Source organism: Larkinella punicea (genome assembly GCF_003334855.1).
Taxonomy (GTDB): domain Bacteria; phylum Bacteroidota; class Bacteroidia; order Cytophagales; family Spirosomataceae; genus Larkinella; species Larkinella punicea.
This window is the reverse complement of sequence record NZ_QOWE01000036.1, coordinates 1-22,238: the sequence shown is the minus strand read 5'-3', so window position 1 is coordinate 22,238 and position 22,238 is coordinate 1. Positions and strand designations below refer to the sequence as shown.

21 protein-coding genes are annotated in these 22,238 nt (G+C 51.6%); 7 read left to right on the top strand and 14 right to left on the bottom strand.

What is annotated here, in order from left to right:
• Nucleotides 1-57: 57 nt before the first annotated feature.
• The 3 genes from hemW to DUE52_RS30330 all read left to right on the top strand — a co-directional run bounded on the left by hemW (nucleotide 58) and on the right by DUE52_RS30330 (nucleotide 2,814).
• Nucleotides 58-1,197: a radical SAM family heme chaperone HemW gene (gene hemW, locus DUE52_RS30340; protein WP_114409898.1), complete on the top strand. Its 1,140-nt coding sequence runs from the start codon at nucleotides 58-60 to the stop codon at nucleotides 1,195-1,197.
• Nucleotides 1,198-1,390: 193 nt separating this feature from the next.
• Nucleotides 1,391-2,110, top strand: coding sequence for a monofunctional biosynthetic peptidoglycan transglycosylase (gene mtgA, locus DUE52_RS30335; RefSeq protein ID WP_170315715.1), 720 nt, complete (start codon nucleotides 1,391-1,393; stop codon nucleotides 2,108-2,110).
• A 224-nt stretch (nucleotides 2,111-2,334) separates the two neighbouring features.
• Nucleotides 2,335-2,814: a response regulator gene (locus DUE52_RS30330; protein ID WP_114409897.1), complete on the top strand. Its 480-nt coding sequence runs from the start codon at nucleotides 2,335-2,337 to the stop codon at nucleotides 2,812-2,814.
• A gap of 8 nt (nucleotides 2,815-2,822) precedes the next feature.
• Here the strand turns inward: DUE52_RS30330 and DUE52_RS30325 are convergent, their stop codons facing one another.
• The 5 genes from DUE52_RS30325 to DUE52_RS30305 form a co-directional block, all read right to left on the bottom strand.
• Nucleotides 2,823-3,149 carry an MGMT family protein gene (locus tag DUE52_RS30325; RefSeq protein WP_114409896.1) on the bottom strand — a complete coding sequence of 109 codons (327 nt, stop codon included), beginning with the start codon at nucleotides 3,147-3,149 and terminating at the stop codon, nucleotides 2,823-2,825.
• A 16-nt stretch (nucleotides 3,150-3,165) separates the two neighbouring features.
• Complete coding sequence (locus tag DUE52_RS30320; RefSeq protein ID WP_114409895.1) at nucleotides 3,166-3,729, bottom strand: DUF3109 family protein; 564 nt, start codon at nucleotides 3,727-3,729, stop codon at nucleotides 3,166-3,168.
• Between the two features lie 18 nt (nucleotides 3,730-3,747).
• Nucleotides 3,748-6,036 carry a LysM peptidoglycan-binding domain-containing protein gene (locus DUE52_RS30315; protein WP_114409894.1) on the bottom strand — a complete coding sequence of 763 codons (2,289 nt, stop codon included), beginning with the start codon at nucleotides 6,034-6,036 and terminating at the stop codon, nucleotides 3,748-3,750.
• Nucleotides 6,037-6,042: 6 nt separating this feature from the next.
• Entirely contained in the window at nucleotides 6,043-6,708 is a 666-nt protein-coding gene (locus DUE52_RS30310) for an O-methyltransferase (RefSeq protein ID WP_114409893.1), read from the bottom strand.
• 159 nt (nucleotides 6,709-6,867) lie between these two features.
• On the bottom strand, nucleotides 6,868-8,115 hold the full coding sequence (locus DUE52_RS30305; protein WP_114409892.1) for a M16 family metallopeptidase: 1,248 nt from the start codon (nucleotides 8,113-8,115) through the stop codon (nucleotides 6,868-6,870).
• A gap of 132 nt (nucleotides 8,116-8,247) precedes the next feature.
• Between DUE52_RS30305 and DUE52_RS30300 the strand changes: the two genes are divergently transcribed.
• Complete coding sequence (locus DUE52_RS30300) at nucleotides 8,248-8,868, top strand: hypothetical protein (protein ID WP_114409891.1); 621 nt, start codon at nucleotides 8,248-8,250, stop codon at nucleotides 8,866-8,868.
• Nucleotides 8,869-9,060: 192 nt separating this feature from the next.
• Here the strand turns inward: DUE52_RS30300 and DUE52_RS30295 are convergent, their stop codons facing one another.
• Genes DUE52_RS30295 through DUE52_RS30285 form a run of 3 tightly spaced genes read right to left on the bottom strand, consistent with a single transcriptional unit; the run spans nucleotide 9,061 to nucleotide 12,485 of the window.
• Nucleotides 9,061-9,408 carry a hypothetical protein gene (locus DUE52_RS30295; RefSeq protein WP_114409890.1) on the bottom strand — a complete coding sequence of 116 codons (348 nt, stop codon included), beginning with the start codon at nucleotides 9,406-9,408 and terminating at the stop codon, nucleotides 9,061-9,063.
• Between the two features lie 18 nt (nucleotides 9,409-9,426).
• Nucleotides 9,427-12,156, bottom strand: a complete 2,730-nt coding sequence (locus DUE52_RS30290) for an FtsX-like permease family protein (RefSeq protein WP_222930349.1) — start codon at nucleotides 12,154-12,156, stop codon at nucleotides 9,427-9,429.
• Complete coding sequence (locus DUE52_RS30285) at nucleotides 12,153-12,485, bottom strand: PadR family transcriptional regulator (protein WP_114409889.1); 333 nt, start codon at nucleotides 12,483-12,485, stop codon at nucleotides 12,153-12,155. The genes DUE52_RS30290 and DUE52_RS30285 overlap by 4 nt, the downstream gene beginning before the upstream one ends.
• A gap of 240 nt (nucleotides 12,486-12,725) precedes the next feature.
• Here DUE52_RS30285 and DUE52_RS30280 point away from each other — a divergent pair, with 240 nt between their 5' ends.
• Both DUE52_RS30280 and DUE52_RS30275 read left to right on the top strand, forming a co-directional pair.
• Entirely contained in the window at nucleotides 12,726-13,724 is a 999-nt protein-coding gene (locus DUE52_RS30280; protein WP_114409888.1) for a glycosyltransferase family 9 protein, read from the top strand.
• Nucleotides 13,725-13,785: 61 nt separating this feature from the next.
• The gene (locus tag DUE52_RS30275; RefSeq protein WP_114409887.1) at nucleotides 13,786-14,664 is read left to right on the top strand and encodes a mechanosensitive ion channel family protein; all 879 of its coding nucleotides are present in this window, start codon (nucleotides 13,786-13,788) and stop codon (nucleotides 14,662-14,664) included.
• Here DUE52_RS30275 and DUE52_RS30270 read toward each other — a convergent pair.
• From DUE52_RS30270 to DUE52_RS30250, 5 genes are all read right to left on the bottom strand, one after another.
• Nucleotides 14,658-15,491: a hypothetical protein gene (locus DUE52_RS30270; protein ID WP_114409886.1), complete on the bottom strand. Its 834-nt coding sequence runs from the start codon at nucleotides 15,489-15,491 to the stop codon at nucleotides 14,658-14,660. The genes DUE52_RS30275 and DUE52_RS30270 overlap by 7 nt on opposite strands.
• 100 nt (nucleotides 15,492-15,591) lie before the next feature.
• The gene (locus DUE52_RS30265) at nucleotides 15,592-16,995 is read right to left on the bottom strand and encodes a tetratricopeptide repeat protein (protein WP_114409885.1); all 1,404 of its coding nucleotides are present in this window, start codon (nucleotides 16,993-16,995) and stop codon (nucleotides 15,592-15,594) included.
• Between the two features lie 182 nt (nucleotides 16,996-17,177).
• Nucleotides 17,178-18,209 (bottom strand): SDR family NAD(P)-dependent oxidoreductase, encoded by a 1,032-nt coding sequence (locus DUE52_RS30260; protein WP_114409884.1) that lies wholly within the window; start codon nucleotides 18,207-18,209, stop codon nucleotides 17,178-17,180.
• Entirely contained in the window at nucleotides 18,190-18,708 is a 519-nt protein-coding gene (locus tag DUE52_RS30255; RefSeq protein WP_114409883.1) for a hypothetical protein, read from the bottom strand. Before DUE52_RS30255 ends, DUE52_RS30260 begins: the two co-directional genes overlap by 20 nt.
• A complete protein-coding gene (locus DUE52_RS30250; RefSeq protein WP_114409882.1) occupies nucleotides 18,683-19,780 on the bottom strand; it encodes an AAA family ATPase in 1,098 nt (365 codons plus the stop codon). The genes DUE52_RS30255 and DUE52_RS30250 overlap by 26 nt, the downstream gene beginning before the upstream one ends.
• Nucleotides 19,781-19,951: 171 nt before the next feature.
• Between DUE52_RS30250 and metG the strand changes: the two genes are divergently transcribed.
• Nucleotides 19,952-22,033 (top strand): methionine--tRNA ligase, encoded by a 2,082-nt coding sequence (metG, locus tag DUE52_RS30245; protein WP_114409881.1) that lies wholly within the window; start codon nucleotides 19,952-19,954, stop codon nucleotides 22,031-22,033.
• Here metG and DUE52_RS33185 read toward each other — a convergent pair.
• Nucleotides 22,030-22,238 (bottom strand): hypothetical protein (locus tag DUE52_RS33185; protein WP_222930348.1); only part of this gene is annotated, 209 nt, incomplete at its 5' end. The genes metG and DUE52_RS33185 overlap by 4 nt on opposite strands.

Genomic DNA, 22,238 nt, shown 5'->3' with positions numbered 1-22,238 from the left:
GGGTTCACTCCGTCGTTCGCGGGGAACTTGATCCGGTCCAGATTTGTAGTTTCGCCGATGCATCTCTACATCCACATCCCTTTCTGCAAACAGGCCTGTCACTATTGTGACTTTCATTTTAGCACCAGTCTGAAGCAGAAAGCTACTTTGGTCGAGGCCCTTTGCCGGGAAATTGAACTGCAAAAAGACTACCTGCCCACCCGCCATCTGGAAACCATTTACCTGGGCGGAGGCACGCCCTCGTTGCTGAATGAAGCTGAATTGCAACTGATTTTCGAGACGATTCACCGGTTTTATACCGTGGCTCCAGACGCAGAAATCACACTCGAAGCCAATCCGGACGATTTGGTGGGACCAGCAGACGACCCGCTGGCTCCGTTGCGGCTTTTTCGGCAATACGTCAACCGGTTGAGCATTGGCATTCAGTCGTTTCACGAACCCAATTTACGCCTGATGAACCGCGCCCATTCGGCTTCCGAAGCCGAAAAATGTGTGCAATTAGCCCGGGAAGCCGGTTTTGATAACCTCACGATCGATCTGATTTACGGCATTCCCGCCGAAACCCACGGCGTTTGGGAAGCCGATCTGGCGAAAGCTCTGTCGTTTGGAATCCCGCACATTTCGGCCTATTGTCTGACCATCGAACCAGGAACGGTTTTTGGGAATTGGCAAAAAAAAGGCCGGATGCAGGCTGCCGATGACGAATTTGCCGCCGACCAGTTTACGATCCTCGTGCGAACGCTGGTGGCGAATGGTTACGAACAGTACGAAATCTCGAATTTTGCCCGTCCCGGTTGGGAAGCCCGCCACAACAGCAGCTACTGGAAACGGCGGCCCTATCTCGGCATTGGCCCGAGTGCGCACTCGTTCAACCACCACAGCCGTCAGTATAATGTCGCCAACAATGCGCAGTATGTCCGGGCCATAGAAAAGGGCGAAATTCCGGGTACCGTCGAGGAATTGTCGAAGGCCGATCAGGTAAACGAGTATATTTTGACGGGAATCCGGACGAAATGGGGCTGCGACGTCCGGGAACTGACGGCGCTGGCCGGAACCGATTTCGAGGCACTTCGCCGGACTGAACTGCAAAATTTATACAACCGGGGCTGGCTCTCGCTCCGGAACCATCGGCTAACCTTAACCGAAGCCGGCAAACTGTTCGCCGACCGCGTAGCCTCGGAGCTTTTTATAAGTTAAAAGTGAAGAATTAAGAGTTATGAGTTGGATGACATATGCTAACCCAAAACTCATAACTCTTAATTCTTCACTCATAACTCATTACTCTTTATTATTTTTACGTTTAATGAGTACTCTTCGTTCCGCTAAAGTCAATCGTTTGCGCTCGTCAACCCCTCCTTCGGCTTCCTCCCGTTCGGGCCAGTCCCCGCGTATGGGGGCTTCTCTCCGTCAGCGTCCGTGGCTGGAACGGGCGGTTCGGCTGGTTGCTAAATTGGTCACGCTGTCCTTTCTGCTTTCGTTTGGCTGGGTGGTGCTGCTGAAATACCTGCCGGTTTCGTTTACGCCCCTGATGATTTCGCGGAAACTGGAAGCGATGGGTGAGGATCAGGACAGCAAGCTCTACAAGAACTGGACGCCCTACGAATCGATTTCGAAGGAAGTAGCGCTGGCCGTCGTGGCGTCGGAAGACCAGGCGTTTCCAACCCATTGGGGATTTGATTTCGACGAAATTCAGGATGCGATCAAAGACAACCAGCACCGGAAACGACCGCGGGGTGCCAGCACGATTTCGCAGCAGGTGGCCAAAAATGTTTTTCTGTGGAATGGTCGCAGCTACCTGCGCAAAGGGCTGGAAGTCTATTTCACGTTTCTGATCGAACTGATCTGGGGCAAGGAACGCATCCTGGAAGTGTATCTGAACGTGGCCGAAACCGGCCCGCTGACCTTCGGCGTCGAGGCCGCTTCCCGGCGGTATTATGGTCATTCGGCCCAATCTCTGACGCGAACCGAGGCTGCCCGCATTGCCGCCGTTCTGCCCAATCCACGTTTGTTCTCCATCAAAAAACCGTCGGCCTACACCCAGAAACGCACCCGCCAGATTGCCCGCCAGATGCGGTATCTGGGTGGGCGCGCTTACCTTAAAAATTTGTAAAACCGTTATTTTTTTGTATTTTTAATACGAAACAAAGGCCTGATTTAGAATTGTTATAAACCGTTCTAAATCTTACATCGAAGTAAGCGGGTTTTTATTTTAAAACGGCTTATTTCTAGCTTTTATTCATATGAAATAATCTCTGTTAATCGGGTCTGTTTACTAATTTTATTGCTAGTAATGTACACCATCGTAACGGCATCCTTTATCTGATTAATATCAAAATGCCACAGTCGGCCAAGTTATTGCATTCTCCTTCCTTACAGCGAAAAATCTGTGTCATTATTGTCGATGATGATGAAGATGATCGCCATTTTATTCACCGGGCGTTTCAAAATGTAGGGGCAAAACACCAGATTCTGCAATTTGAAGATGGGGAGCAGTTGATGCACAGTTTGCTGGAAAGCGACGATGCTGAAGAGAAAATTGCCCGATGCGGACTTATTATTCTGGACGTCAATATGCACCGGATGAGCGGAATCGAAGTATTGGAAGCGATCAAAACCAACGATTCTTTAAAGCATATTCCGACTGTGATGTTATCGACCTCCATTGAGGAAGATTTGGTGCAAAAAGCCTATAGTCTGGGCGCCAATGGGTATCTCCAAAAACCCAATCTGATGGATGATTACAACCACCTCGTCATTAGCATGCAGGCCTGTTTTCTGGAAGTTCCCAGCGTTCGCTGGTCCAAGCTGCTCTGAGCTTCCGGTTATAGCAATTCGGTTGTCGGGTCCCAAAGCACTTTTCTGAATTCCACGACGCGGTCGTCCTGTACCAACACTCCTTCGGCCACTAACAAATCCTGCATGGCGGTTGGGCTGCCAAAAAAATGTTTACCCGACAAAACGCCGATGCGGTTGACAACGCGGTGGGCCGGTACATCGCGCCCGTGGGCCGCGTTCATGGCCCAGCCCACCATGCGAGCCCCGGCGCGAAGACTCAGGTACTGAGCAATAGCGCCGTAGGTCGTCACCCGCCCCGCCGGAACGAGCCGAACCACATCGTAGACATCTTCAAAATAATCGCGGTGTTCCATATCACCCGAATCGGGGCTACTTCTCTTCGATTTCTTTCACCAGCTCGCCATACCACGCTGGTCCGTACATGCGGATCAACGGTTCTTTCAGAAACTTGTAGACTTCGACGCCCAGTTGTTCGCCAAAGTCACAGGCGGGGCTGCAAATGGGCCAGCGGTCGTAATTGAGGGCGTGAAAACTGTCGTATTTGGTGATCCGGATCGGGTACAGATGGCACGAAATGGGTTTCTTGAAATCCACTTTTCCATCGTTGTACGCTTCCTCGATGCCGCATTTCAGAATACCGCGTTTGTCGTAATTGGCAAAAACGCATTCGCGCCCTTCGATGGTGGTGGTCACAAAGCCGCCATCCTCGTCGGATTCGTACAAACCGTGCTTTTCAATGGCGGCAACGCCTTCGGGCATCAGGTACGGTTTGACCAGCGGATAGATTTCGTCCAGTACCGCCAGTTCCGAGGTCTCCAGCGGTGCGCCCAGATCGCCTTCGACGCAGCAGGCACCCTTGCATTTGTCCAGGTTACAAACGAAAAACTTCTCGGCCACATCATCGCTGATGCAGGTATTGTCAATGAGTATCATGGATTTATCGGACGAGTCTTATTTCTTGATTATTTTCAACTGTTGACCCACGTTGACCCCGCCACCCGATAGCTGGTTCCAGGTCTGAATCTGCTCAACCGTAACGCCATATTGTCTCGAAATGCGGAACATGGTTTCTCCCTTCTGCACGGTATGGTAAACAATTTCCTCCGAAACCTGCGTATCGGTTGTCGAACTGCCGGACGTGACAGGCTGGCTTTTGGATACGGCCCCATCACCTTTGATCACCAGCGATTGACCCACCGCCAGTTTGTCGTTCTGGGTCAGGCGGTTCCAGGCCAGCAGGTCGTTGACCGAGACGTTATAGAGCCGCGAAATGCTGTAATACGTTTGTCCCGGCTCCACTCGGTGCGTCATTGATCCGGCAGACCGCGTCGTCGTTGCGGGAGGTGAAGTAGTGCGGGTTACTCTGGACGATGATTCTTCCATCGGTTCGGTCGCGGGGCGTTTGGCACTGGCGGTTACGGGAGCAGATGTACCCGGTTTCCGCTCGGCTGGACGGCTAACCGGTGCTGACGTCGTGGTTCGGCTGGGGGTAGGGGCCGGTTCGCTGTCGAAGTCGGTCGAGCGTTCCGGGCGAACGATAACAACCCGTTGCGTCGAACCGGAATTCTGCGTAGTCACCGTCGGGGTGCTGGCGACCGTCGGCTCAGAAACCGGCGGTTTTACCACCGTATTTACAGCGTTCTCCTGATTGTCAATGGGTCGGCTGGCGGGTGCGCTGGCTGGTGTGGTGTTCGCTACGCGCGTATCCGGGGCTGGCGAAGGGCTGGCTGCGGGCGCGTCCTTCGATTCGACCAGTTTCGGCGAATACAGTTTGCGTTCGGAGGCATTTCTGGGAATGGTATTCGCCGGGCGATCGGAAGGAGTCGACTGGCTTACCCGGTTTTCGCTCGGGCTGGATTGGCTCGCAATCGGTCGGGAAGCGGGGGCTGAGTTGGTCGGCGTTTTGATGATTTCGACGGGTTTGTTGCCCGGACGACGTTCGCGCAGCCACATGACCCGGCCCACCTGCAAACGGTCGGAGCGATCAATGCGGTTGTAGCGCAGGAGTTTTTTCAGCCGCAGTCCATACATCTGCGAAATGCTCCGCACGGTTTCGCCCACCTGCACCGTGTGGTGGGGAACAACCGCCTTCCGCATTTTCTTTGCCAGGTAATAGACTTCATTTTCAGTCACCGGGTCGCGGTCGCTCATGTCGTTGTAACGCAGGAAACTCGACACGCTGATCCGGGCTTTGCGGGCCAGCGTCGAGGCATTGTCACCCGCCAGCGCCTGAATCCCCGGCAAGCCGTTGATTTCATACAGCACCACATCCGGTTTGCCTTTCGAATAATTCACCTTGCGCAAAACCGGAAAACCGGTGTCGAATTTCGCTCTCGCCACTGCTTCCGGGGCTTTGGTTTGCGCAACCAGTTTGGCTTGCTGGGCCTGACGCCGGAGCGCAGCCGCCTGATCGCCCGTGGCCGGAATGGCCAGAACGTATTCCTTGTCGGACGGAATCTGGTCGCCCAGAATCCAGCGGTTGTATTTCCGGATTTCCGGTTCGCTGATTTTCAGATCTTCCGAAACCCGGGCCACGCTTTTTCCACTGCCATACGGATATTCAATCAGCGCCACGGAATTGGCAGTCTGAAAAGAAGGCAAAACGCTTTCGAAAGCCAGTTTATGGGCAAAAAAACGAAGAATGTAGCGGTCGGTTTTGCTGTCCAGCGTGACTTCCTGGGCGTAAGACCATTCCGCCGGCACGAGTTTGCTGATGCCGGTGGTGCCGAGGTAATACGAAAACAGGGACGATACCCAGTTGTTGTAAACCGTGTTGTTTCGTTTGAAATACCGGGCGGCTCCGCGCGTGGAGGCAACGATGCTTTTGCGCTCGTCCACTTCGTCATCGACGCGCATGCCGTGGTCGGTAGCGGTTTCTTTTTTGAATTGCCAGTAGCCAACGGCCGTTGAGGACGAAACCGCGTCGGGAACCAGCGAGCTTTCCTGAACGGCCAGATACTTCAGATCGACCGGTACTTCTTCTTCCGCCAGAATGGATTCGATCAGCGGAAAGTAGAGGACGACGCGGTCGAGTTTAGCATCCCAGTATTTTTTGTTGGATTGAACCAGAGAGGTAATGTCCTGTCGGATAATTCGGCGGGCGCCTTCGTCAAAACGGACTGTCAGATCGGCGAAGCGGATGGATTCGGGAACGTCGGCGGGAACCTGAGCGACGCCGGAGAGAACGAGAAAATGGGCAAAGAAAAGAAAAAAGGGGAGAGTCAAAAGTCTCTTTTTCATACGCTGTTATCGTTTGTAAATCATCATTAATCCGTCCCGTACGGGCAGCAAAACCTGCTCGACGCGCGAATCCTCACTCACTTTTCGGTTAAAATCAAGCACCGCCTGCGTGTCTTTGTCGGCCCGGCGTTCGGCGGCCGTGCGTCCCTTGCCGACGGGCCGGACGACCTTGCCGCTCCACAGAACATTATCAGCTAAAATGATGCCACCCGGTCGCACCTTGTCGAAAACCAGGTCGTAATACAAACTATAATTTTCTTTATCGGCATCGATAAAGACCAGATCGAACGGCCCTTCGAGGGTCGGGATCAGTTCGGGGGCCAGGCCCAGGCGGAGGTCGATCCGCGACCCCACCGGCGACTGATTCCAGTAGGAGCGGGCAAAGGACTCCAGTTCGTCGTCTTTTTCGATGGTTATCAGGACGCCATCCTCGGCCAGCCCTTCGGCCAGACACAGGGCAGAATACCCCGTGAAGGTGCCAATTTCGAGAATTCGATGGGGGCGGAGCATCCGGGAAATCATGGCTAAAAACCGCCCCTGCAAGTGGCCGGAAAGCATCCGCGGATAGAGCATCCGGGCGCGGGTGTTTCGATTTAGCTGGCGCAACAACTCGCTTTCGGGCGAGGTGTGCGCTTCGGAATACGCTGAAATTTCAGGTGGCAAAAAATCCATGCCGGTTGACTGTGAGCCTGTTCGGCCCGGTTTACTTTAGGCGGTTGAAAACGAAACCCGGTGGCCGTGTAAAAATACGACTATTCTGTTAACGGGAATGGGCCGCTCCTATTTTATCATCGCTTCGGCGATTTACATTAGCGAACGGGAAGGGCGTAGTTATTCGTCCTCGTCCGGCTCCGGCACAAAGGTGAGGTAGCTCAGTTGGCTTTCGTCGAACATCTCGTTGGCCAGATCCTGCATCAAACCGGCATCGACTTCCCGGATTTCCTTGAAAATCTCCTCCAGCGAGTCCAGTTTTCCCGTGTCCAGAATGCTTTTTCCCATCGTGAGCATAAAACTCTGGTTGCTTTCTTCCGACATGGCCAACTGACCCATCAACTGCTCTTTCGTGTTGTGAAGTTGCAGTTTGGTGAGCGGTTTTTCGCGCAGGGCTTTCAGTTCGCGGGTGATGAGCGCGCTGCTGCGGTCGAGGTGTTTTTGGTCGGTGCCGAAGTAAATTCCCAGAAAACCGGTATCCAGAAAGGGCGTGTAGCTGGCTTCGATGGAATAGACCAGTCCGTATTTTTCGCGCAGGTTCATGTTCAGCCGGGAGTTCATGCCGGGTCCGCCGAGCAGATTGACCAGCATGAAAAACGGCAACCGGCGGGGATCGGCCAGTGCATACGACGGGCGGCCAATGGCGCACTGGGCCTGCGTAATGGGCCGCTCGACGGTCACCCGCTGCGGTTCATAGCTTTCGGGTGCCAGCCGTTTCCGCTCCGAAGTGCGGTGCGGAATATCGATCAGGTATTTGGATGCAATCTTTTTGACCTTGCTGAATGGCAGGTTGCTGACCGACGAAAAAACGACCCGTTCGGTGTCGAGATTGTCGACAATAAACGACTGGAGTTGGTCCCGCGTAAAGGATTTGACGGTTTCGGGTGTGCCGAGGATGTTGCCGCCCAGCGGGTGGTTTTTGAAAACCACCTGGTCGAAATCATCCTGGAGCGCATCTTCGGGCGAGTCGTAATACATCGCCATTTCTTCCAGAATCACGCTCCGTTCTTTTTCGATCTGCTTTTCGGGAAACACCGAATGGAAGGCAATATCGGCCAGCAGTTCCGTGGCTTTTTCGAAATGCAACCCCAAAACCGACGCGTGAAAACAGACTTTCTCCTTGGTCGTATAGGCATTCAACTCACCACCCACGGTTTCGAGCCGGTTGATGATGTGAAAGGATTTGCGCTTTTTGGTCCCCTTGAACGCCATGTGTTCCCAGAAGTGGGCCAGGCCCTCCTGTTGGGGCAATTCGTCGCGGCTGCCGATGTCGAGCATGATGCCGCAATGGGCAATTTGGGTATGCGGTACTTGTTTATGAACAATCCGGATTCCGTTCGGTAAGGTGTATACTTCGTAATCTTCCATTCTTTTCCAACCCTGTTGGGATGCCCAGGGTCTGATAATCAGCAATACCGGCGGTTGTTTGCTGCGTGTGCAGTTGCAGGTACAGAATTAAAAACTAAATTTAGTCAAAGAATAGTTCATCCCAATACAACGATGAAGACAATCTACCTGCTGTTGCTCGGTTTACTCGCTTTAAGTCATGGGTTGTTTGCGCAACGACTCAGCCCGCAGATCGGCCTGAATATGGTGCCGTTATTCAATAAAACCGTGGAAGTAAACGCGACGGTGTTGAGAACGCCAGGATATGAAATTTTCCTTCACGGCGGTTATTCTTTTCCGAAGTTTTATCAAACTAATCAGAATGAATCGTATGATCGATATTGGGAAGGAACAGCAGGCGGAGCATACCTGAAACTGGGTGCCAGGGCGTATTGGAACGAAACCGGGAAGTTTCGCATTTATCTCGGTCCTCAGCTAACCGCTGGCTATCTTAATCAGACTGGAAAATCGACGACGGTTGTGTATTGTGTTATGGCCCCATGCCCGCGATTGGAAAGGGAAGGAAAGAACAGGCAGAATTTTCTAAGTGGGGGAATTACTGCTGGCGTTACAACCAACATTGCGCCCCGCCTGACTCTGGATCTGGGAATTCAGGCCAATACGTATGTCTTCGAAAAGCCGGATTTATCGAACACCACCATTTACGTGCCGGGCGTTGGTAGAAAACCGGTGCAAGGTGTCGCATCGATTCAATACACGCTAAAAGGCCGGTGAATGGCCCTATTTCCGGTTTATACGGTTTTAGGAGGGTCTACAAGATGATTCATCCCTACGGGATTTTCGACCTGTTTGTTTCATTCTCTACCCCCGATTGAAACCGGGGGCTACAAAATGATTCATCCCTACGGGATTGGATTATCGAATCCATAAAAATCCCGTAGGGATGAATCATTTTGTAGCAGTTGTTTACACCGATCGAAACCGCGCCGGTTTTGATGGCCGGAACCGGAGGACTAATCCCGTGAAAAATACGACCACAACTCCCAATATCGAGAGAATGACCCACGGCATTTCATGCAGCGGTGGCGACAATTCGAGGGACGTGAAAACCCGGTATTTGAGCAATTCTTTGCGCAATGCACTCATGTCCGACACATCGAATGCCCGGTTGAAATGGATTTTGCGTCCGTTCCGCGTGCCATCGATCCGGATCGAGAGCATTTTCTCGTCGTCGCTAATGCGCATTCGCAGCGAAGATTGAGCCATGGCGACCGTGTTGATGGTTAGGAACAGGCTAATCAAAAGGAGTTTCATAGAATCTGTTGTTTGGTTTTATTCACTGCGTAAACTTTTTACCGGATTCACCAGGGCGGCTTTGATAGTCTGGAAACTGACCGTCGCCAGCGCAATCAGGATGGCGGACAGGCCAACACCGGCCAACACCCAGAAGCTGATTTGAATGCGCTCCCGGTAATTGTCGAGCCAGGTATTCATCAAAAACCAGGCAATGGGAAGGGCAATCAGCAGGGCCACCAGCACCAGTTTAACAAAATCGCGCGATAGCACCACGATGAGGTTCGGGATGCTGGCGCCCATCACTTTTCGGATCCCGATTTCTTTCGTTCGCTGTTCGATCACCATCATCGCCACGGCAAACAGACCCAGGCAGGACAACAAAATGGCAATACCGGCCGCCAGGCTGCAGATTTTTGCCATCTGTTCTTCGTTCTGGTACCACGCATCAACATTTTCATCCATAAACGTCCCCATAAATTCCGATTGCGGGGCCACTTCCTGCCAGACCGCTCTCAGCTTCTCCATCGAGCCCGCCAGACTTTGCGGAGTGACCCGAATAAAGATGTAATGAATGGTTTCCGAATGGGAAAGATGCATCGTAATGGGGCGGTTTTCATCGGCCAGCGAATACAAATGGAAATCCGGAATGACGCCGATAATTTCCGATTTGGTGCCTGTCGTATCTTCATCGTCGCCCATAAAGAGGCCCACCGGTTTGGGTTCGCCCAGCATTTTGGCCATGCTTTCGGTAATAATAATCCGATTTACGGAATCTGTCGAATAGGAGCGGCTAAAGTCACGGCCAGATACCGGCTTAATATTCAGCGTTTTGAGGTAATCATAATCGACCAGCAAGATATCCGTAGCGACCTCTCTTCCCTTGTATTTAAATCCGGCGGAGGTGCGCGAGGTAACCCGATCCCGCCCGCGACCGATGTTGACGCTCGTGCCCGTTACGGCCAGCACCGCAGGATCGGTTGCCAACTTGTTCCGCAACCGCCCGAGCACTTGCCGTCCGTCGACCTGATTGCCCACCGGAATGCTGATGACCTGTTCTTTTTCAAAACCGAGGGGCCGGGTGCGCAGATGATCGACTTGCTGGGCGGCAATGATCGTGCAGCAGGCCAGCAAACACGACATCGCGAATTGGGTAACGATCAGCGAGTTGCGTAAAACGCCCGGCCGTTTCATCGACAGTTTGCCTTTCAGCACTTCCACCGCGTTGAACTTCGCCATTTGCCAGGCCGGATAGCCCCCGGCCACGAGGGTAACCAGTATAAATACGCCGAGAATCATGCCCACAAAACCGGGTTTGAGCATGTATTCCAGTTTCAGCCGGGCGTCGAACGTGGCGTTGAACTGCGGCATCAGCAGGTAGGTGAGCAGGATGCCCACCAGAAAACCCACCAGACAAAGGAGAGTCGATTCACCCCAGATCTGGACAAAAAGCTGGTTTTTAAGCGCCCCCAACGATTTCCGGACGCCAACTTCCCGGGCGCGGGTGAACGAGCGGGCGATGCTCAGGTTGATGAAATTGATGCTGGCAATCAGCAGGATAAAAGCGGCCATTCCCAGCAGCGTATATACAATCGCAATCGGGGCACCTTTTCCTCCGGATATTTCCCGGTCAAAATGCACCTTGGAAAGCTGCTGCAATCGGATGGCAAACAAATCACCCCGTTGATCGGGCCGGGCTTTTTTCTCTTTGAGGTCTTTCAGCACACCGGAGAAGTATTTTTGGGCAAATGGTTTCAGGCGGTTTTCGAACGTAGCCTGATCGACCTGGGGCGGCAATTTTAGGTAAACCGTATAAAAATGGCCATTCCACTGTTCTTTGTTATTCTGATAGTTCGGCGCATTTTCGATTCGGACCAGGGCATCGTACTGAATCGACGAATTGTTGTAGGGCGCATCGCCGATGACGCCGGTGACAACGTACTGCTTCTGATCGGCGTCGCGGCCCACCAGCACGGTTTTTCCCATCGGGTTCTCGGTGCCAAAAATGGCCGTCGCCATGTTCTCGCTGAGAACGATGCTGCTCAGGTCGCGAAGCGCGATTTCCCGGTTCCCTTTGAGGAGGGGAAATGAAAAGATTTTCAGAAAATCCTGGTCGGTGTGTAACAGCAGCTTGTCGAAATACTTGCCTTTCGCTTCTACCAGGCTTTTCCGGCCGGTCATAATCCGGGTTGCGGCTTCCAGTTCGGGATAGTCGGCTTTCAGAGCCGGCACAAAAGGCAACGGCATGTTGGCACTGCGCGTCGCTTTTTCCGGATCATTCGAAAAAAGATAAGTCTTGAAAATTCGGTTTCCATCCTGGTGAAAGGAGTCGTAGGTCAACTGTAGATAGGACGTCAGGAACAAAAAAACGCAGATGCAGAAGGCCACCGAGAGGCCCACCACGTTGATGGCTGCGTATCCTTTGCTTTTCCAAAGGTTGCGAAAGGCGATTTTTAAATAATTACGGAGCATGTCTGGTTGCAGAAAAAAAGGTTGGCGTTCGTCACGTAAAGGGTATCGGTGAGCGGTTTTTGAAACCGGATTGGCAGACGGTTTGATGAAATGGGCCGTTCGTCGTTTCAGAAAATACGGTCGGCAGAATTTGATCACTTCCAGTGCGTACAGCCGCCGGGCTTTCCGGATGCCAAACCCGGCGACCTGATCGGCAAACTGCTCGTGCAGATCACCCAGGAGTTCTTCCTGCAAAGCGGGGGGGCACAATCCCTTCAGCAAACGGTCGGCCCAGGCGGGTGGTTGGGGAGTGTTCATACGTTCGACCAGGACGGGTTTGGAATGGATTCCCAGAGGTCGTTGCGTACCTGCCGCATCTCGCTCAAGGTTTGTTTGCCGGCTGCCGTGATGCCAAATAACCGCTTTCGGCGACCACCCCGTGCGGCCGTGGCACCGCCCAGTTCGGAGCTTACGAACCCTTTTTCCTCCAGACGGTATAAGGCGATGTGAACACCACTCAGGCTAATGACGCGATCCGTACGCTGCTTTAGTTCAGCCGCAATCGTCACGCCATACGCACTTCCGTCCAGCACCGCCACGGTGAGTAAAACCAGTTCTTCAAATTCGCCCAGATATGGTCTTCCCATGGTTTTTTGTATTTCCTTGTTATTTGCTAAACAAATGCCTTGCCAAACTGCCAGAATGCCTTTCTGGTTGCAATAGGGCCGGTTTTGATGACGGGCTGAAAGGGAATTTGTCCAGAAACGGACAGCGGATGTACACAAATGGACAGAATCCGGTCTCCGGTTTTTGGAATCAGGGGTTTTTAATCTAATATTGAATGGATTAATGTGTTGAGAGGTAAAGGCCATTCTGAAATTTAGTAGATGAATCAACCGCCCCGGTTTCTTATTGTCCAAACCGCTTTCATCGGCGATGTCATTCTGGCCACGTCACTGGTCGAAAAACTCCATTTCCATTTTCCGGATGCTACGATCGACTTTTTGCTTCGGAAGGGGAACGAAGGGTTACTGAAAAACAATCCGCACTTGAATGACGTACTGATCTGGGATAAAAAGAACGGTAAATACCGCGATTTGCTGCGCTTGATCCGGCTCATTCGCCCCCGTCGCTACGACAAGGTGATCAACCTGCAACGCTTCGGCGCAACGGGTTTGCTAACGGCGCTATCGGGGGCCGACGAAACCGTTGGGTTTGAGAAAAATCCGTTTTCCCGCTTCTTTACGTACGGCATCGATCATCGGATTGCGCCTGATATTCATGAGATTAACCGCAATACGGAACTGGTTAGCTGGTTTACGAATCATGCCGCACTGAAGCCCAAGCTGTATCCGTCACCCGGCGATTTCGAGCGTATAAAACCGTACCAGACCAAACCGTACATTTGCCTGGCACCGACATCGGTCTGGTTTACCAAACAGTATCCGGAAGAAAAATGGATGGACTTTCTGCGACAGATACCGCCGTCGCTGACGGTATATTTGCTGGGTGCCCCGTCGGACTCCGAAGCCGTGGAGCGGATTCGGCAGGGGGTTGGCAGCGAACGGGTGGTGAATCTTTCCGGAAAACTGTCGTTTCTGGAATCGGCGGCTTTGATGAAAGGGGCGCAGATGAATTACGTCAACGATTCGGCCCCCCTGCATCTGGCGTCGGCGGTGAATGCCCCGACAACGGCCATTTTCTGTTCAACCATTCCGCAGTTCGGTTTCGGGCCGCTGGCCGACGATTCGCAGCAGATCGAGATTGAGGAAATTCTCGACTGCCGTCCCTGCGGTCTGCACGGGCGCAAAAAATGTCCGCTGGGCCATTTCCAGTGTGCCTACGGAATCCGGACGGAGCAACTGATGCAGCGACTGCCTACGTAAGTTCGTTGAAACACATCCGCTTCGGCAACGGTTTCTACCCTATTACACTTTGTCTATTGCTATGCTGAATGTAGGAGAGGTCGCGCGACTCATTTTCGAGCGTCTGGAAGGCTGGGTCAAAACCGCCGTCCTGTATGTGCCGAATCTGGCGGTGGCGTTGCTGGTCATTGTTATTTTTAACTTCATATCCCGGTATTTCCGCAGGCTGGTGGTGCGGACTTTCGACCGGTTTAGCGATAATCTGTCGCTCATCAACCTGACCGGAACCGTCGCCCAGTTGGTGGTTATGATGCTGGGTTTGTTCATTGCGCTGGATATTCTGGGGCTCGAAAAAACCGTGGCGTCGTTGCTGGCGGGGGCCGGTGTGCTGGCGCTGGCCATCGGTTTTGCCTTTCAGGACCTGACGGCCAACTTCATTTCAGGAACGATCATTGCCCTTCAGCGACCGATTGAAGTTGGCGACGTGGTAGAGACCAATGGTTTTCTGGGGAAAGTGGTCCGCATCAAACTGCGTTCGATTGTGCTGGACAATTCGGCGGGGCAAACCATCGAAATCCCGAGCAAGGATATTTTTCAGAAGCCCATCACCAACTTCTCCAGCACCGGCGAACGGCGGATCGAACTAACGGCGGGGGTGTCGCACCTCGATGATTTAAGCAAAGCCCAGCGGGTGGCGATCAGCGCCGTAAAAGCCCTGCCGTTTATTCGGAAAGACAAACCGGTTGAAATGCACTACAAAGGCGTTTCGCTCGAAATGATCCAGTTTCTGGTCTGGTTCTGGATCGATCCGACCAAAGTTGATGCCACCAAGGCATTGAGCGAAGCCATCATTGCCGTCAAAAAAGCCTTCGGCGAAAACGATGTGCTGATGCTTTTTCCGCCCCACACCTACGACCTGAAGAAGCGCGCCAACGAGTCAGTCGAGCCGTCCAATCAATAGGTTTCGTATTCGTACTGCTCCAGAAGGGTAGAATTTTCGGCCAATAATCGTCTGACTGGCAGGTTGTTGTCGTAAACGTAGCGGTATTCGCTAACCGTTGGTTTGGCCTGTGTCCCTGCTTCCACCTGATACGTAGAGGCCCGGATGCAGTTGTTTTTCGACCAGCTCATCTGATCGAAAATCGGGCATTCGGCCAGGCAATACGGATTGGGTTTGTTGTCGTATTCATACACGATCCGGCGGGTGGTGGTGGTCGCGGCTGCGTTCCGTTGCAGGGGGGTGGTGGTCACGGTTTCTTCGACCAGGTTGCCGCTGGCATCGTAGCGGTACTGATTGGTGGTTAACGTAATCGGTGAGCGCCCGGCCATTTCACCCCGGGGCGGGTAGGTATACCGCTGGCGACCCACAATCTGACCCGTGGCGTTGTAGATCAGAGAGTCCGTAAAAAAGAGCGATTTTTCGGGTTTATCCAGCGAAATCCCCTTGCGGAGCAGGTAGCGTTCTTTCGAATTCAGGCGTCCTTCCTTGCTGTAGTTATACTGTTCCGAATAGCCGTAATTCCAGGGCGTTTCGGGGGTTTGGTAGCGCATCGAATAGGTGGTCAGTTTGCCACTGGTGCCGTACCTGTGCTGAAACTGACTGAGTGGTGCCTGTTCGCGGGTGAGCTCCTCTTTACTGAGTTTACCGGCGGCATCGTAGAAAAACTGCCGGATCGTGCCATCGGGGTAGGTGATTTTCTTGAGTCGATTTTGGGCAACGGCGGGTTGGATACTGGCGAATCCGACTACTAAACTGAGAAACAAGAGGGAAAATAACGTTTTCTGCATAACGTTGAGTCTGTATTGGGTTTACGAGTCGATTGCAAAAACTATGCCCGTAAAAAAAGCCACTCTAAAAAGGGCGGCTTTTACGGCGGAATGCGCCAAATTAATTTTTACGGTACTGCTCGATAATCTTGTAGAGGGCTTTCTGTTTTTCCAGTTCCGGAAAAAAATCGAACAACAGAACGTGCTGGTCGTAGTTGAGCGTCAAAGCCGCTTCCAGACTGACAAGTGCTTCGCGATACATACCGGCATGAATGAGGTAAATCACCGCCCGGTAGTATAGATCCGCTTCCTGCGGCAGTTCCTCGATGCCCATCTCAATGATTTCGTGGGCGCGGGTGAAATCCCCCTGGTCGAACATCACGAGCGACCATTGCAGATACACATCGACATTGGCCGGATCGGCTTCGACGGCTTTCTCAAACGCTTCGAGACTCGATATGCCATTGCCCAGCTTATACTCGGTTTCGGCCAGAGCGAGCCAGTACTCGGCATTTTTCTCGTTCAGTTTCAGGGCTTTCCGCAAAAACGGAATGGATTCGTGCCATTTTCCCAATTCACTCAGACAAACGCCGATGCCGTAATAACCCTCATCCCATAAACTATCGAGATGAACGGCGTCGCGGTAGCGCGTAATGGCTTCTCCGTAGCGGTTTTGTTTCTCCAGACTGGCACCCAGGTAACAATACGTTTCGGGCGTAGCTTCCTCATACTTTAGCGTACTGCGGTAAGCTTCCTCCGCCTTCACAAACTCGCCCAGGTTCATATACGTGTTGCCGAGATTGAAATACGCCGACGCAAAATCTTCCTTGATAATCGTCGCGTAGTCATACGCTTCGGCCGCGTCTGTATACCGGCTCAGTTTGCTGTAGGCAATGCCAATGTTGTACCAGGCGTTGTGCGAATAGGGGTCGCGGTCGATGAGTTGCTGGTAATAATCCAGACTGTTTTCCAGCTCCCCGATCAAATCCAGGCAAAACGCTAGTTCGTACAGGGAATTTTCGTTGTTAATGTTGTGGTTAATCGATGTTTTATAATGCTCGATGGCCTGCTCGTATTTTCCCCAATTCTGGTAGGTTTGCCCAATCTGAAAATAGATGTCGTCTTTCTCGTCGGCGGTTTCCAGCAGATCATTCAAAATCTCAACGGACTGTTCAAAATTTCCGGCGAGGTTGCTGATCGTTCCCTGCATATATTGAATATCGGGGTCGCTGGGATTATACAGGGCGGCTCGATCCAGGAGGCCAAGGGCCTGCTCGTATTTTCCATTCGTAGCCAGCAACTGGGCTTTATCCAGCATCAATTCCAGCGAGTAGGGGAAATTTCCGAGCCCGGCTTCGCAGGCTTTCATGGCCTTTTCCAGGTCGCCTTCTTCCATGTAATGTTCGACCATCTGCTCGTAGACATCCAGATCGAAAAATTGGTTTTCGGAGCCGTCCAGCATACTCTCAAATCGCTGTATCGAGGCCTTTATTTCGCTTTCTCTTTCCTCAAACTCTTGCTCCATATTCACTTCGTACAGGGGTTACGTATATACTATACACCACTATTCAGCGTGGAAATGTAGTAGAAATATACAACTAATAATCTATTCCGCAACTATTCGCGCAAAAAAAGGAGGTAGTGGTTTTGGACCGGTTTTCGCATGAATTGGCGATCAGTATTTTAGATCCGATTCCCGTCCAATGGTCACTGCTTCTGCTTGAAAAACACAGAAATCCGGTGAATCGTTTCGTCCATATTTCTATACTGGAACGGGAGTTTTTTTTCAATCTTGCGGCCATCATACTGATACTGTCCCGACGCCGACCGGGCGGTTTCGCGGGTAATCAGCGGGGGCTTGCCCGTGATCCAGGAGCGGATGGCTTCGACGGGCCACAGCAATTGCGTCAGTTTGGGTGAAACGCGGTATTTCGTTCGTTTTTTGCCCATTGCATCCGCCATCTGGTCCAGAAATTCTTTGTACGACAGGCTTTTTGCGCTCAGAATAAACCTTTCGGCGGTGATGGGGCTCTGCATGAGCTGAAAAACCGCTTCGGCTACATCCCGCACATCGACCAGATTGACAATTCCGGCGGGATAGAACGGTTTTTCGTCGTAGGCATACTTGAAGAGCTGCGTGCTGCTGCGCGTCCAGTCGCCCTCGCCGAGCACCAGCGACGGGTTGACCATCACGGCATCCAGCCCTTCGGCAATCCCGCGCCAGACTTCCAGTTCCGCCCGGTATTTGGTTTGGCCGTAAAAGGAGTTTTGGGGCGACTCTTCCCAGCGCTGCGTTTCATCGATCACAATCGCTGCGTTGGTGTTTTCGCCTTTGATCGTCGGTCGACCGACAGCGGCCACTGAACTGACGTAGCCCAGTTTCCGGACGTGCTTCGCCAGGCACAGATTGACCACATTGGCGGTGCCTTCGACATTGACTTTGTCCATGCGGTCGCGGTCTTTCGGCGAGTAGGAAATCATGGCGGCCACGTGAACCACATCGACCGTGCCGTAGGTCTGCACGGTTTGAAGCGCGTCTTCCAGCGACGGAATATCGAGAATGTCACCTTCGAGCCAGGTGACGCGGTTCTGGATGTCGTTCAGTAAACTCAGATCACTGTTGGCGCGCCGGAGCGCGGCCACAGTTCGGCCCGCGTCGAGATACCGCCGGATGATGTGACTGCCAATGAGGCCGTTGGCGCCGGTAATGAGGGTGATATCAGGGAGTGAAGAAGTCATTCAGGATGTTTTCGAGGGTGATGAAACCGGGAGCCTGGCGGGTGTGAAGGTCGGTGAGGAGTTGGAGGTAGTTGGGGTCTGAGCCAATAGTTGCCCGCTTCATCGCTTTACAAAACTCCCGAAGTTCAGGGCTAAATCCATAGTTAGTTACATCAATATCCACTTCATTCGCATTCCAGAGAAGAAATGAATCGACTGCTTTATCAAGCATGATTAGATGTTGATCAGTACCGGTTTTTTGTTTATGCGTTATTCTATCTCTTTCATCAACAAACGTAAAATCATCAAAATAAGGAGGTCTATACTTGGCTTTATAGGTTACATCTTTATCGATTATTCCAATGATTTTATACATTGGTTGGCTTATTGATGCACTTTTCATTGTTTTTACAACATTGTGGACGCCAAAACTATGATCGATTAACGTAGCAGATGGAAGTAGCATGGTCACCAGTGCCGTATCTGCGAAACACTCAGGCAGAAACAGAACGTCCGGCATTGGGAATAAATTTATCTAGGTTAAAGAACACGTCCGTACTGAAGTCAAGAATATGACGCAAATCTTCAGTGGTTAAAGCATGTACTTTGGTTTCATAATTTTCATAGTATGTTACGAAAACGTTTAGTTGGTCTTCTTCTAAGTTTTCAATAAACGTGTGCAGCAGATAAGGACTATGTGTTGAAATAAAGAACTGGTTATCAGTGTTGTAAATTATTCGATAAGCTAATTCCTGCGTATAAGGCGGGAAGGAGTGAACTTCCGGTTCTTCTAATACAATGACCGAATCTTTATTGGATTCAACGGCAGTAATGTAAAACATGAACCGACGGAAGGTATCGGCAATAGAAAAGAAGGGATATTGGGTAACGTATGGACCTTGTTTCTTCTGTAAGATAAACTCTTGTTCTGCGTCAAATAAGACAAGCTCCAGTTGTTGATCAGTGAATAACTTTGCAAATTCTCCCCATAAATCTTTATTTCTTCTGATTACTTCGTAGAGATTTGGCCCTTGAGGTGGCAGGAGAAATTCTTGAAATAAGTTTTCAAATTCTGTCAGATTTGTAAAGTCATATTTTTTTACAGTGTTGTAAATATTATTAAAATTCTCATTTTCACTGTTTTTAAAACGATTAAATTTCCCATCTATTTGTAGCTCCATCGAAAGGGTATTCTTATCATTTGATAAATCAGCGTAATGTTTTCCGAAGTCTAAAATGTACTTGTAGGTTGAAAAAGAGGAAATCCAGAATCTAAAGGCCGTTTCAATTTGAGAATTAAGAACATAGGAGTATAAAATTGCTACTTGTTGGTCTGATAAAATTTGAATAGTTTGATGAATATCACCGTCACGGTAAAGATGTTTTAATTCCTTATATCGAATAAAACCCTCCATGAACTTCCCTCTACTATAATTTGCCCCCAGCAACCCCAACGCTTCCAAAATATTCGATTTCCCCACATTCGGCTTGCCGATGAAGACGTTGACCCGCTTGCAGTCCAGCCGCAGGTCTTTGATCGACTTGAAGTTTTTGATTTCAACCCAGTTCAGGAAATTATTCGTGCTTTCCATGGTGTTATTCAGATCCGCCCGGTGACGAGCATTTTTGTAAACATAACAACGTTTGCCGCCGATTTGCTAATTTCGCGCCAAAATTAGGTTTTCAAGTCTGCGATTTTACCTGAAGGAACCCGCTATTGTTTCTAGAGTAAACCGTAAACGGAAAACCGTAAACTGAATACCATGTCACTCGAAAATCCGCAACGTTATACCGTCACGGCGGCCCTGATTTACGCCAACGGCCCGATTCACATCGGACACCTCGCCGGTTGTTACCTGCCCGCCGATATTTATGTGCGGTATCTCCGCGCAACGGGCAAAGACGTGGCCTTCATCAGCGGCACCGACGAACACGGCGTTCCCATTACCATCCGCGCTCAGAAAGAAGGCATTACGCCCCAGCAGGTGGTCGATAAATATTATGTCCAGATCAAACGGGCGTTTGAAGATTTCGGGATTTCGTTCGATATGTATTCCCGGACGTCGAAACCGATTCACCACGAAACTTCACGGGAGATTTTTCTGAATCTGTATCACAACGGGCATTTCACCGAAGAAGTCACGGAGCAGTATTACGACGAAACCGCCAACCAGTTTCTGGCCGACCGCTACATCGTGGGCGTTTGTCCGGTTTGTGGAAACCCCAATGCGTACGGTGATCAGTGCGAAAACTGCGGCTCCACACTCAGCCCAACCGAATTGAAAGAGCCGTTGCGCTCGATGCTGTCGGGGGCCAAACCGGTTTTGAAAGCCACCAAAAACTGGTATCTGCCCCTGGACCGGATGCAGCCGCGCATCGAGGAATACGTCAACAGCCATCCGGAATGGAAAACCAACGTGATGGGGCAGTGCCAGTCGTGGTTGAAAGAAGGACTGCGGCCCCGCGCTATGACCCGCGATCTCGACTGGGGCATTAAGGTGCCGCTGCCCGATACCGACGGCAAGGTGCTGTACGTCTGGTTCGATGCGCCGATTGGCTACATTTCGATGACCAAGGAGTGGGCCGAGCAGCAGGGCCGGGATTGGGAATTGTACTGGCGTGACAAGGACACGAAGCTGGTTCATTTCATCGGAAAGGACAACATCGTGTTCCACTGCATCATTTTTCCGGCGATGTTGATGCACGAGGGAAGCTATATTCTGGCCGATAACGTGCCCGCCAACGAGTTCATGAACCTGGAGGGCGACAAGATTTCGACCTCGCGGAACTGGGCGGTGTGGCTGCACGAGTATCTGGACGAACTGCCGGGCAAGCAGGATGTGCTGCGCTATGTGCTGGCGGCCAACGGCCCCGAAACCAAAGACAGCGAGTTTACGTGGAAGGATTTTCAGACCCGCAACAACAGCGAACTGGTCGGGATCTTCGGCAATTTTGTGAACCGGGCGGTGGTGCTGACGCAGAAATTCTGTGAAGGCAAAGTGCCGTCGAAAGGCGAGCTGAACGAAACCGATCAGGCGGTTTTGAACGAACTGGCCCAGTTCCCGGACCGCATCGGTCAGGCCATCGAGCAATACCGTTTCCGCGAAGCCCTGACGTATCTGATGGATCTGGCGCGGCTGGGAAACAAATATCTGGCCGGAACGGAACCGTGGAAAGTGGCCAAAACCGACTTGCCGCGCGTTCATACCATTCTGAACATTGCCTTGCAGATTTCGGCCAGTCTCAGCATCGTTTGTGAACCGTTTCTGCCTTTTACCGCCGAAAAATTACGGAAACTGCTCAATACCGACCAGATTACGCCGGAAGATGCCGTCGGATCGGCTTTTCACTGGATCAATGCGGGAAAACCGGATTTGCTGCCCCACGGTCATGCTCTGGGCGAAGCGGTTTTGCTGTTCGAGAAACTGGAAGACGAGGTAATTGCCCAACAAGTCACTAAACTGCACGAATCCAAACGCATGAACGAACTGGCCACCAAAACCATTCCGGAAGCCAAACCGGCGATTCAATACGATGATTTTGCTAAAATGGACATCCGCATCGGAACCATTCTGGAAGCCGAACGCGTCCCGAAAAGTGATAAACTCCTGAAACTGAAAGTGGAAGATGGCACCGGCCCGCGCCAGATTCTGAGCGGTATTGCCAAACATTTTGCCCCCGAAGCCCTCATTGGCAAGCAGGTAACGTTTCTGGCCAACCTGGCTCCCCGCAAAATGATGGGGCTCGAATCGCAGGGAATGATCCTGATGGCCGAAGACCGCGACGGCAGCCTGTCACTGATCGGGCCGGATAAGGCGGTTTGGAACGGGGGGACGGTGAGTTAAAAAAGAGGAGGAAGGAAGGGAGGAAAGGAAAAAGGGTTCTCAATGCGGTTTTCCTTTTTCCCTTCCTTCCTTCCTTCCTGGATCAAGAGCAAAAGTTGTGGAGCATCTTGGTTTAAGCATATAACTGCGTTAATCGATAAAGGAAAAACTCGACGTTTCTTACCCCTCTGAACTGAGCCCGGAAGGCTTTGATCTTGGCATTGAA

What these genes read in the sequence shown, in the direction of transcription:
- DUE52_RS30300 (WP_114409891.1), top strand. Translation starts at nt 8,248, where the DNA reads ATGAAGACAATCTACCTGCTGTTGCTCGGTTTACTCGCTTTAAGTCAT.
- DUE52_RS30315 (WP_114409894.1), bottom strand. Translation starts at nt 6,036, where the DNA reads ATGAAAAAGAGACTTTTGACTCTCCCCTTTTTTCTTTTCTTTGCCCAT.
- DUE52_RS30285 (WP_114409889.1), bottom strand. Translation starts at nt 12,485, where the DNA reads ATGGGAAGACCATATCTGGGCGAATTTGAAGAACTGGTTTTACTCACC.
- DUE52_RS30305 (WP_114409892.1), bottom strand. Translation starts at nt 8,115, where the DNA reads ATGGAAGATTACGAAGTATACACCTTACCGAACGGAATCCGGATTGTT.
- hemW (WP_114409898.1), top strand. Translation starts at nt 58, where the DNA reads ATGCATCTCTACATCCACATCCCTTTCTGCAAACAGGCCTGTCACTAT.
- DUE52_RS30325 (WP_114409896.1), bottom strand. Translation starts at nt 3,149, where the DNA reads ATGGAACACCGCGATTATTTTGAAGATGTCTACGATGTGGTTCGGCTC.
- DUE52_RS30295 (WP_114409890.1), bottom strand. Translation starts at nt 9,408, where the DNA reads ATGAAACTCCTTTTGATTAGCCTGTTCCTAACCATCAACACGGTCGCC.
- DUE52_RS30275 (WP_114409887.1), top strand. Translation starts at nt 13,786, where the DNA reads ATGCTGAATGTAGGAGAGGTCGCGCGACTCATTTTCGAGCGTCTGGAA.
- DUE52_RS30310 (WP_114409893.1), bottom strand. Translation starts at nt 6,708, where the DNA reads ATGGATTTTTTGCCACCTGAAATTTCAGCGTATTCCGAAGCGCACACC.
- DUE52_RS30330 (WP_114409897.1), top strand. Translation starts at nt 2,335, where the DNA reads ATGCCACAGTCGGCCAAGTTATTGCATTCTCCTTCCTTACAGCGAAAA.
- DUE52_RS30265 (WP_114409885.1), bottom strand. Translation starts at nt 16,995, where the DNA reads ATGGAGCAAGAGTTTGAGGAAAGAGAAAGCGAAATAAAGGCCTCGATA.
- DUE52_RS30280 (WP_114409888.1), top strand. Translation starts at nt 12,726, where the DNA reads ATGAATCAACCGCCCCGGTTTCTTATTGTCCAAACCGCTTTCATCGGC.
- DUE52_RS30290 (WP_222930349.1), bottom strand. Translation starts at nt 12,156, where the DNA reads ATGAACACTCCCCAACCACCCGCCTGGGCCGACCGTTTGCTGAAGGGA.
- DUE52_RS30270 (WP_114409886.1), bottom strand. Translation starts at nt 15,491, where the DNA reads ATGCAGAAAACGTTATTTTCCCTCTTGTTTCTCAGTTTAGTAGTCGGA.
- DUE52_RS30260 (WP_114409884.1), bottom strand. Translation starts at nt 18,209, where the DNA reads ATGACTTCTTCACTCCCTGATATCACCCTCATTACCGGCGCCAACGGC.
- metG (WP_114409881.1), top strand. Translation starts at nt 19,952, where the DNA reads ATGTCACTCGAAAATCCGCAACGTTATACCGTCACGGCGGCCCTGATT.
- DUE52_RS30250 (WP_114409882.1), bottom strand. Translation starts at nt 19,780, where the DNA reads ATGGAAAGCACGAATAATTTCCTGAACTGGGTTGAAATCAAAAACTTC.
- mtgA (WP_170315715.1), top strand. Translation starts at nt 1,391, where the DNA reads ATGGGGGCTTCTCTCCGTCAGCGTCCGTGGCTGGAACGGGCGGTTCGG.
- DUE52_RS30255 (WP_114409883.1), bottom strand. Translation starts at nt 18,708, where the DNA reads ATGCCGGACGTTCTGTTTCTGCCTGAGTGTTTCGCAGATACGGCACTG.
- DUE52_RS30320 (WP_114409895.1), bottom strand. Translation starts at nt 3,729, where the DNA reads ATGATACTCATTGACAATACCTGCATCAGCGATGATGTGGCCGAGAAG.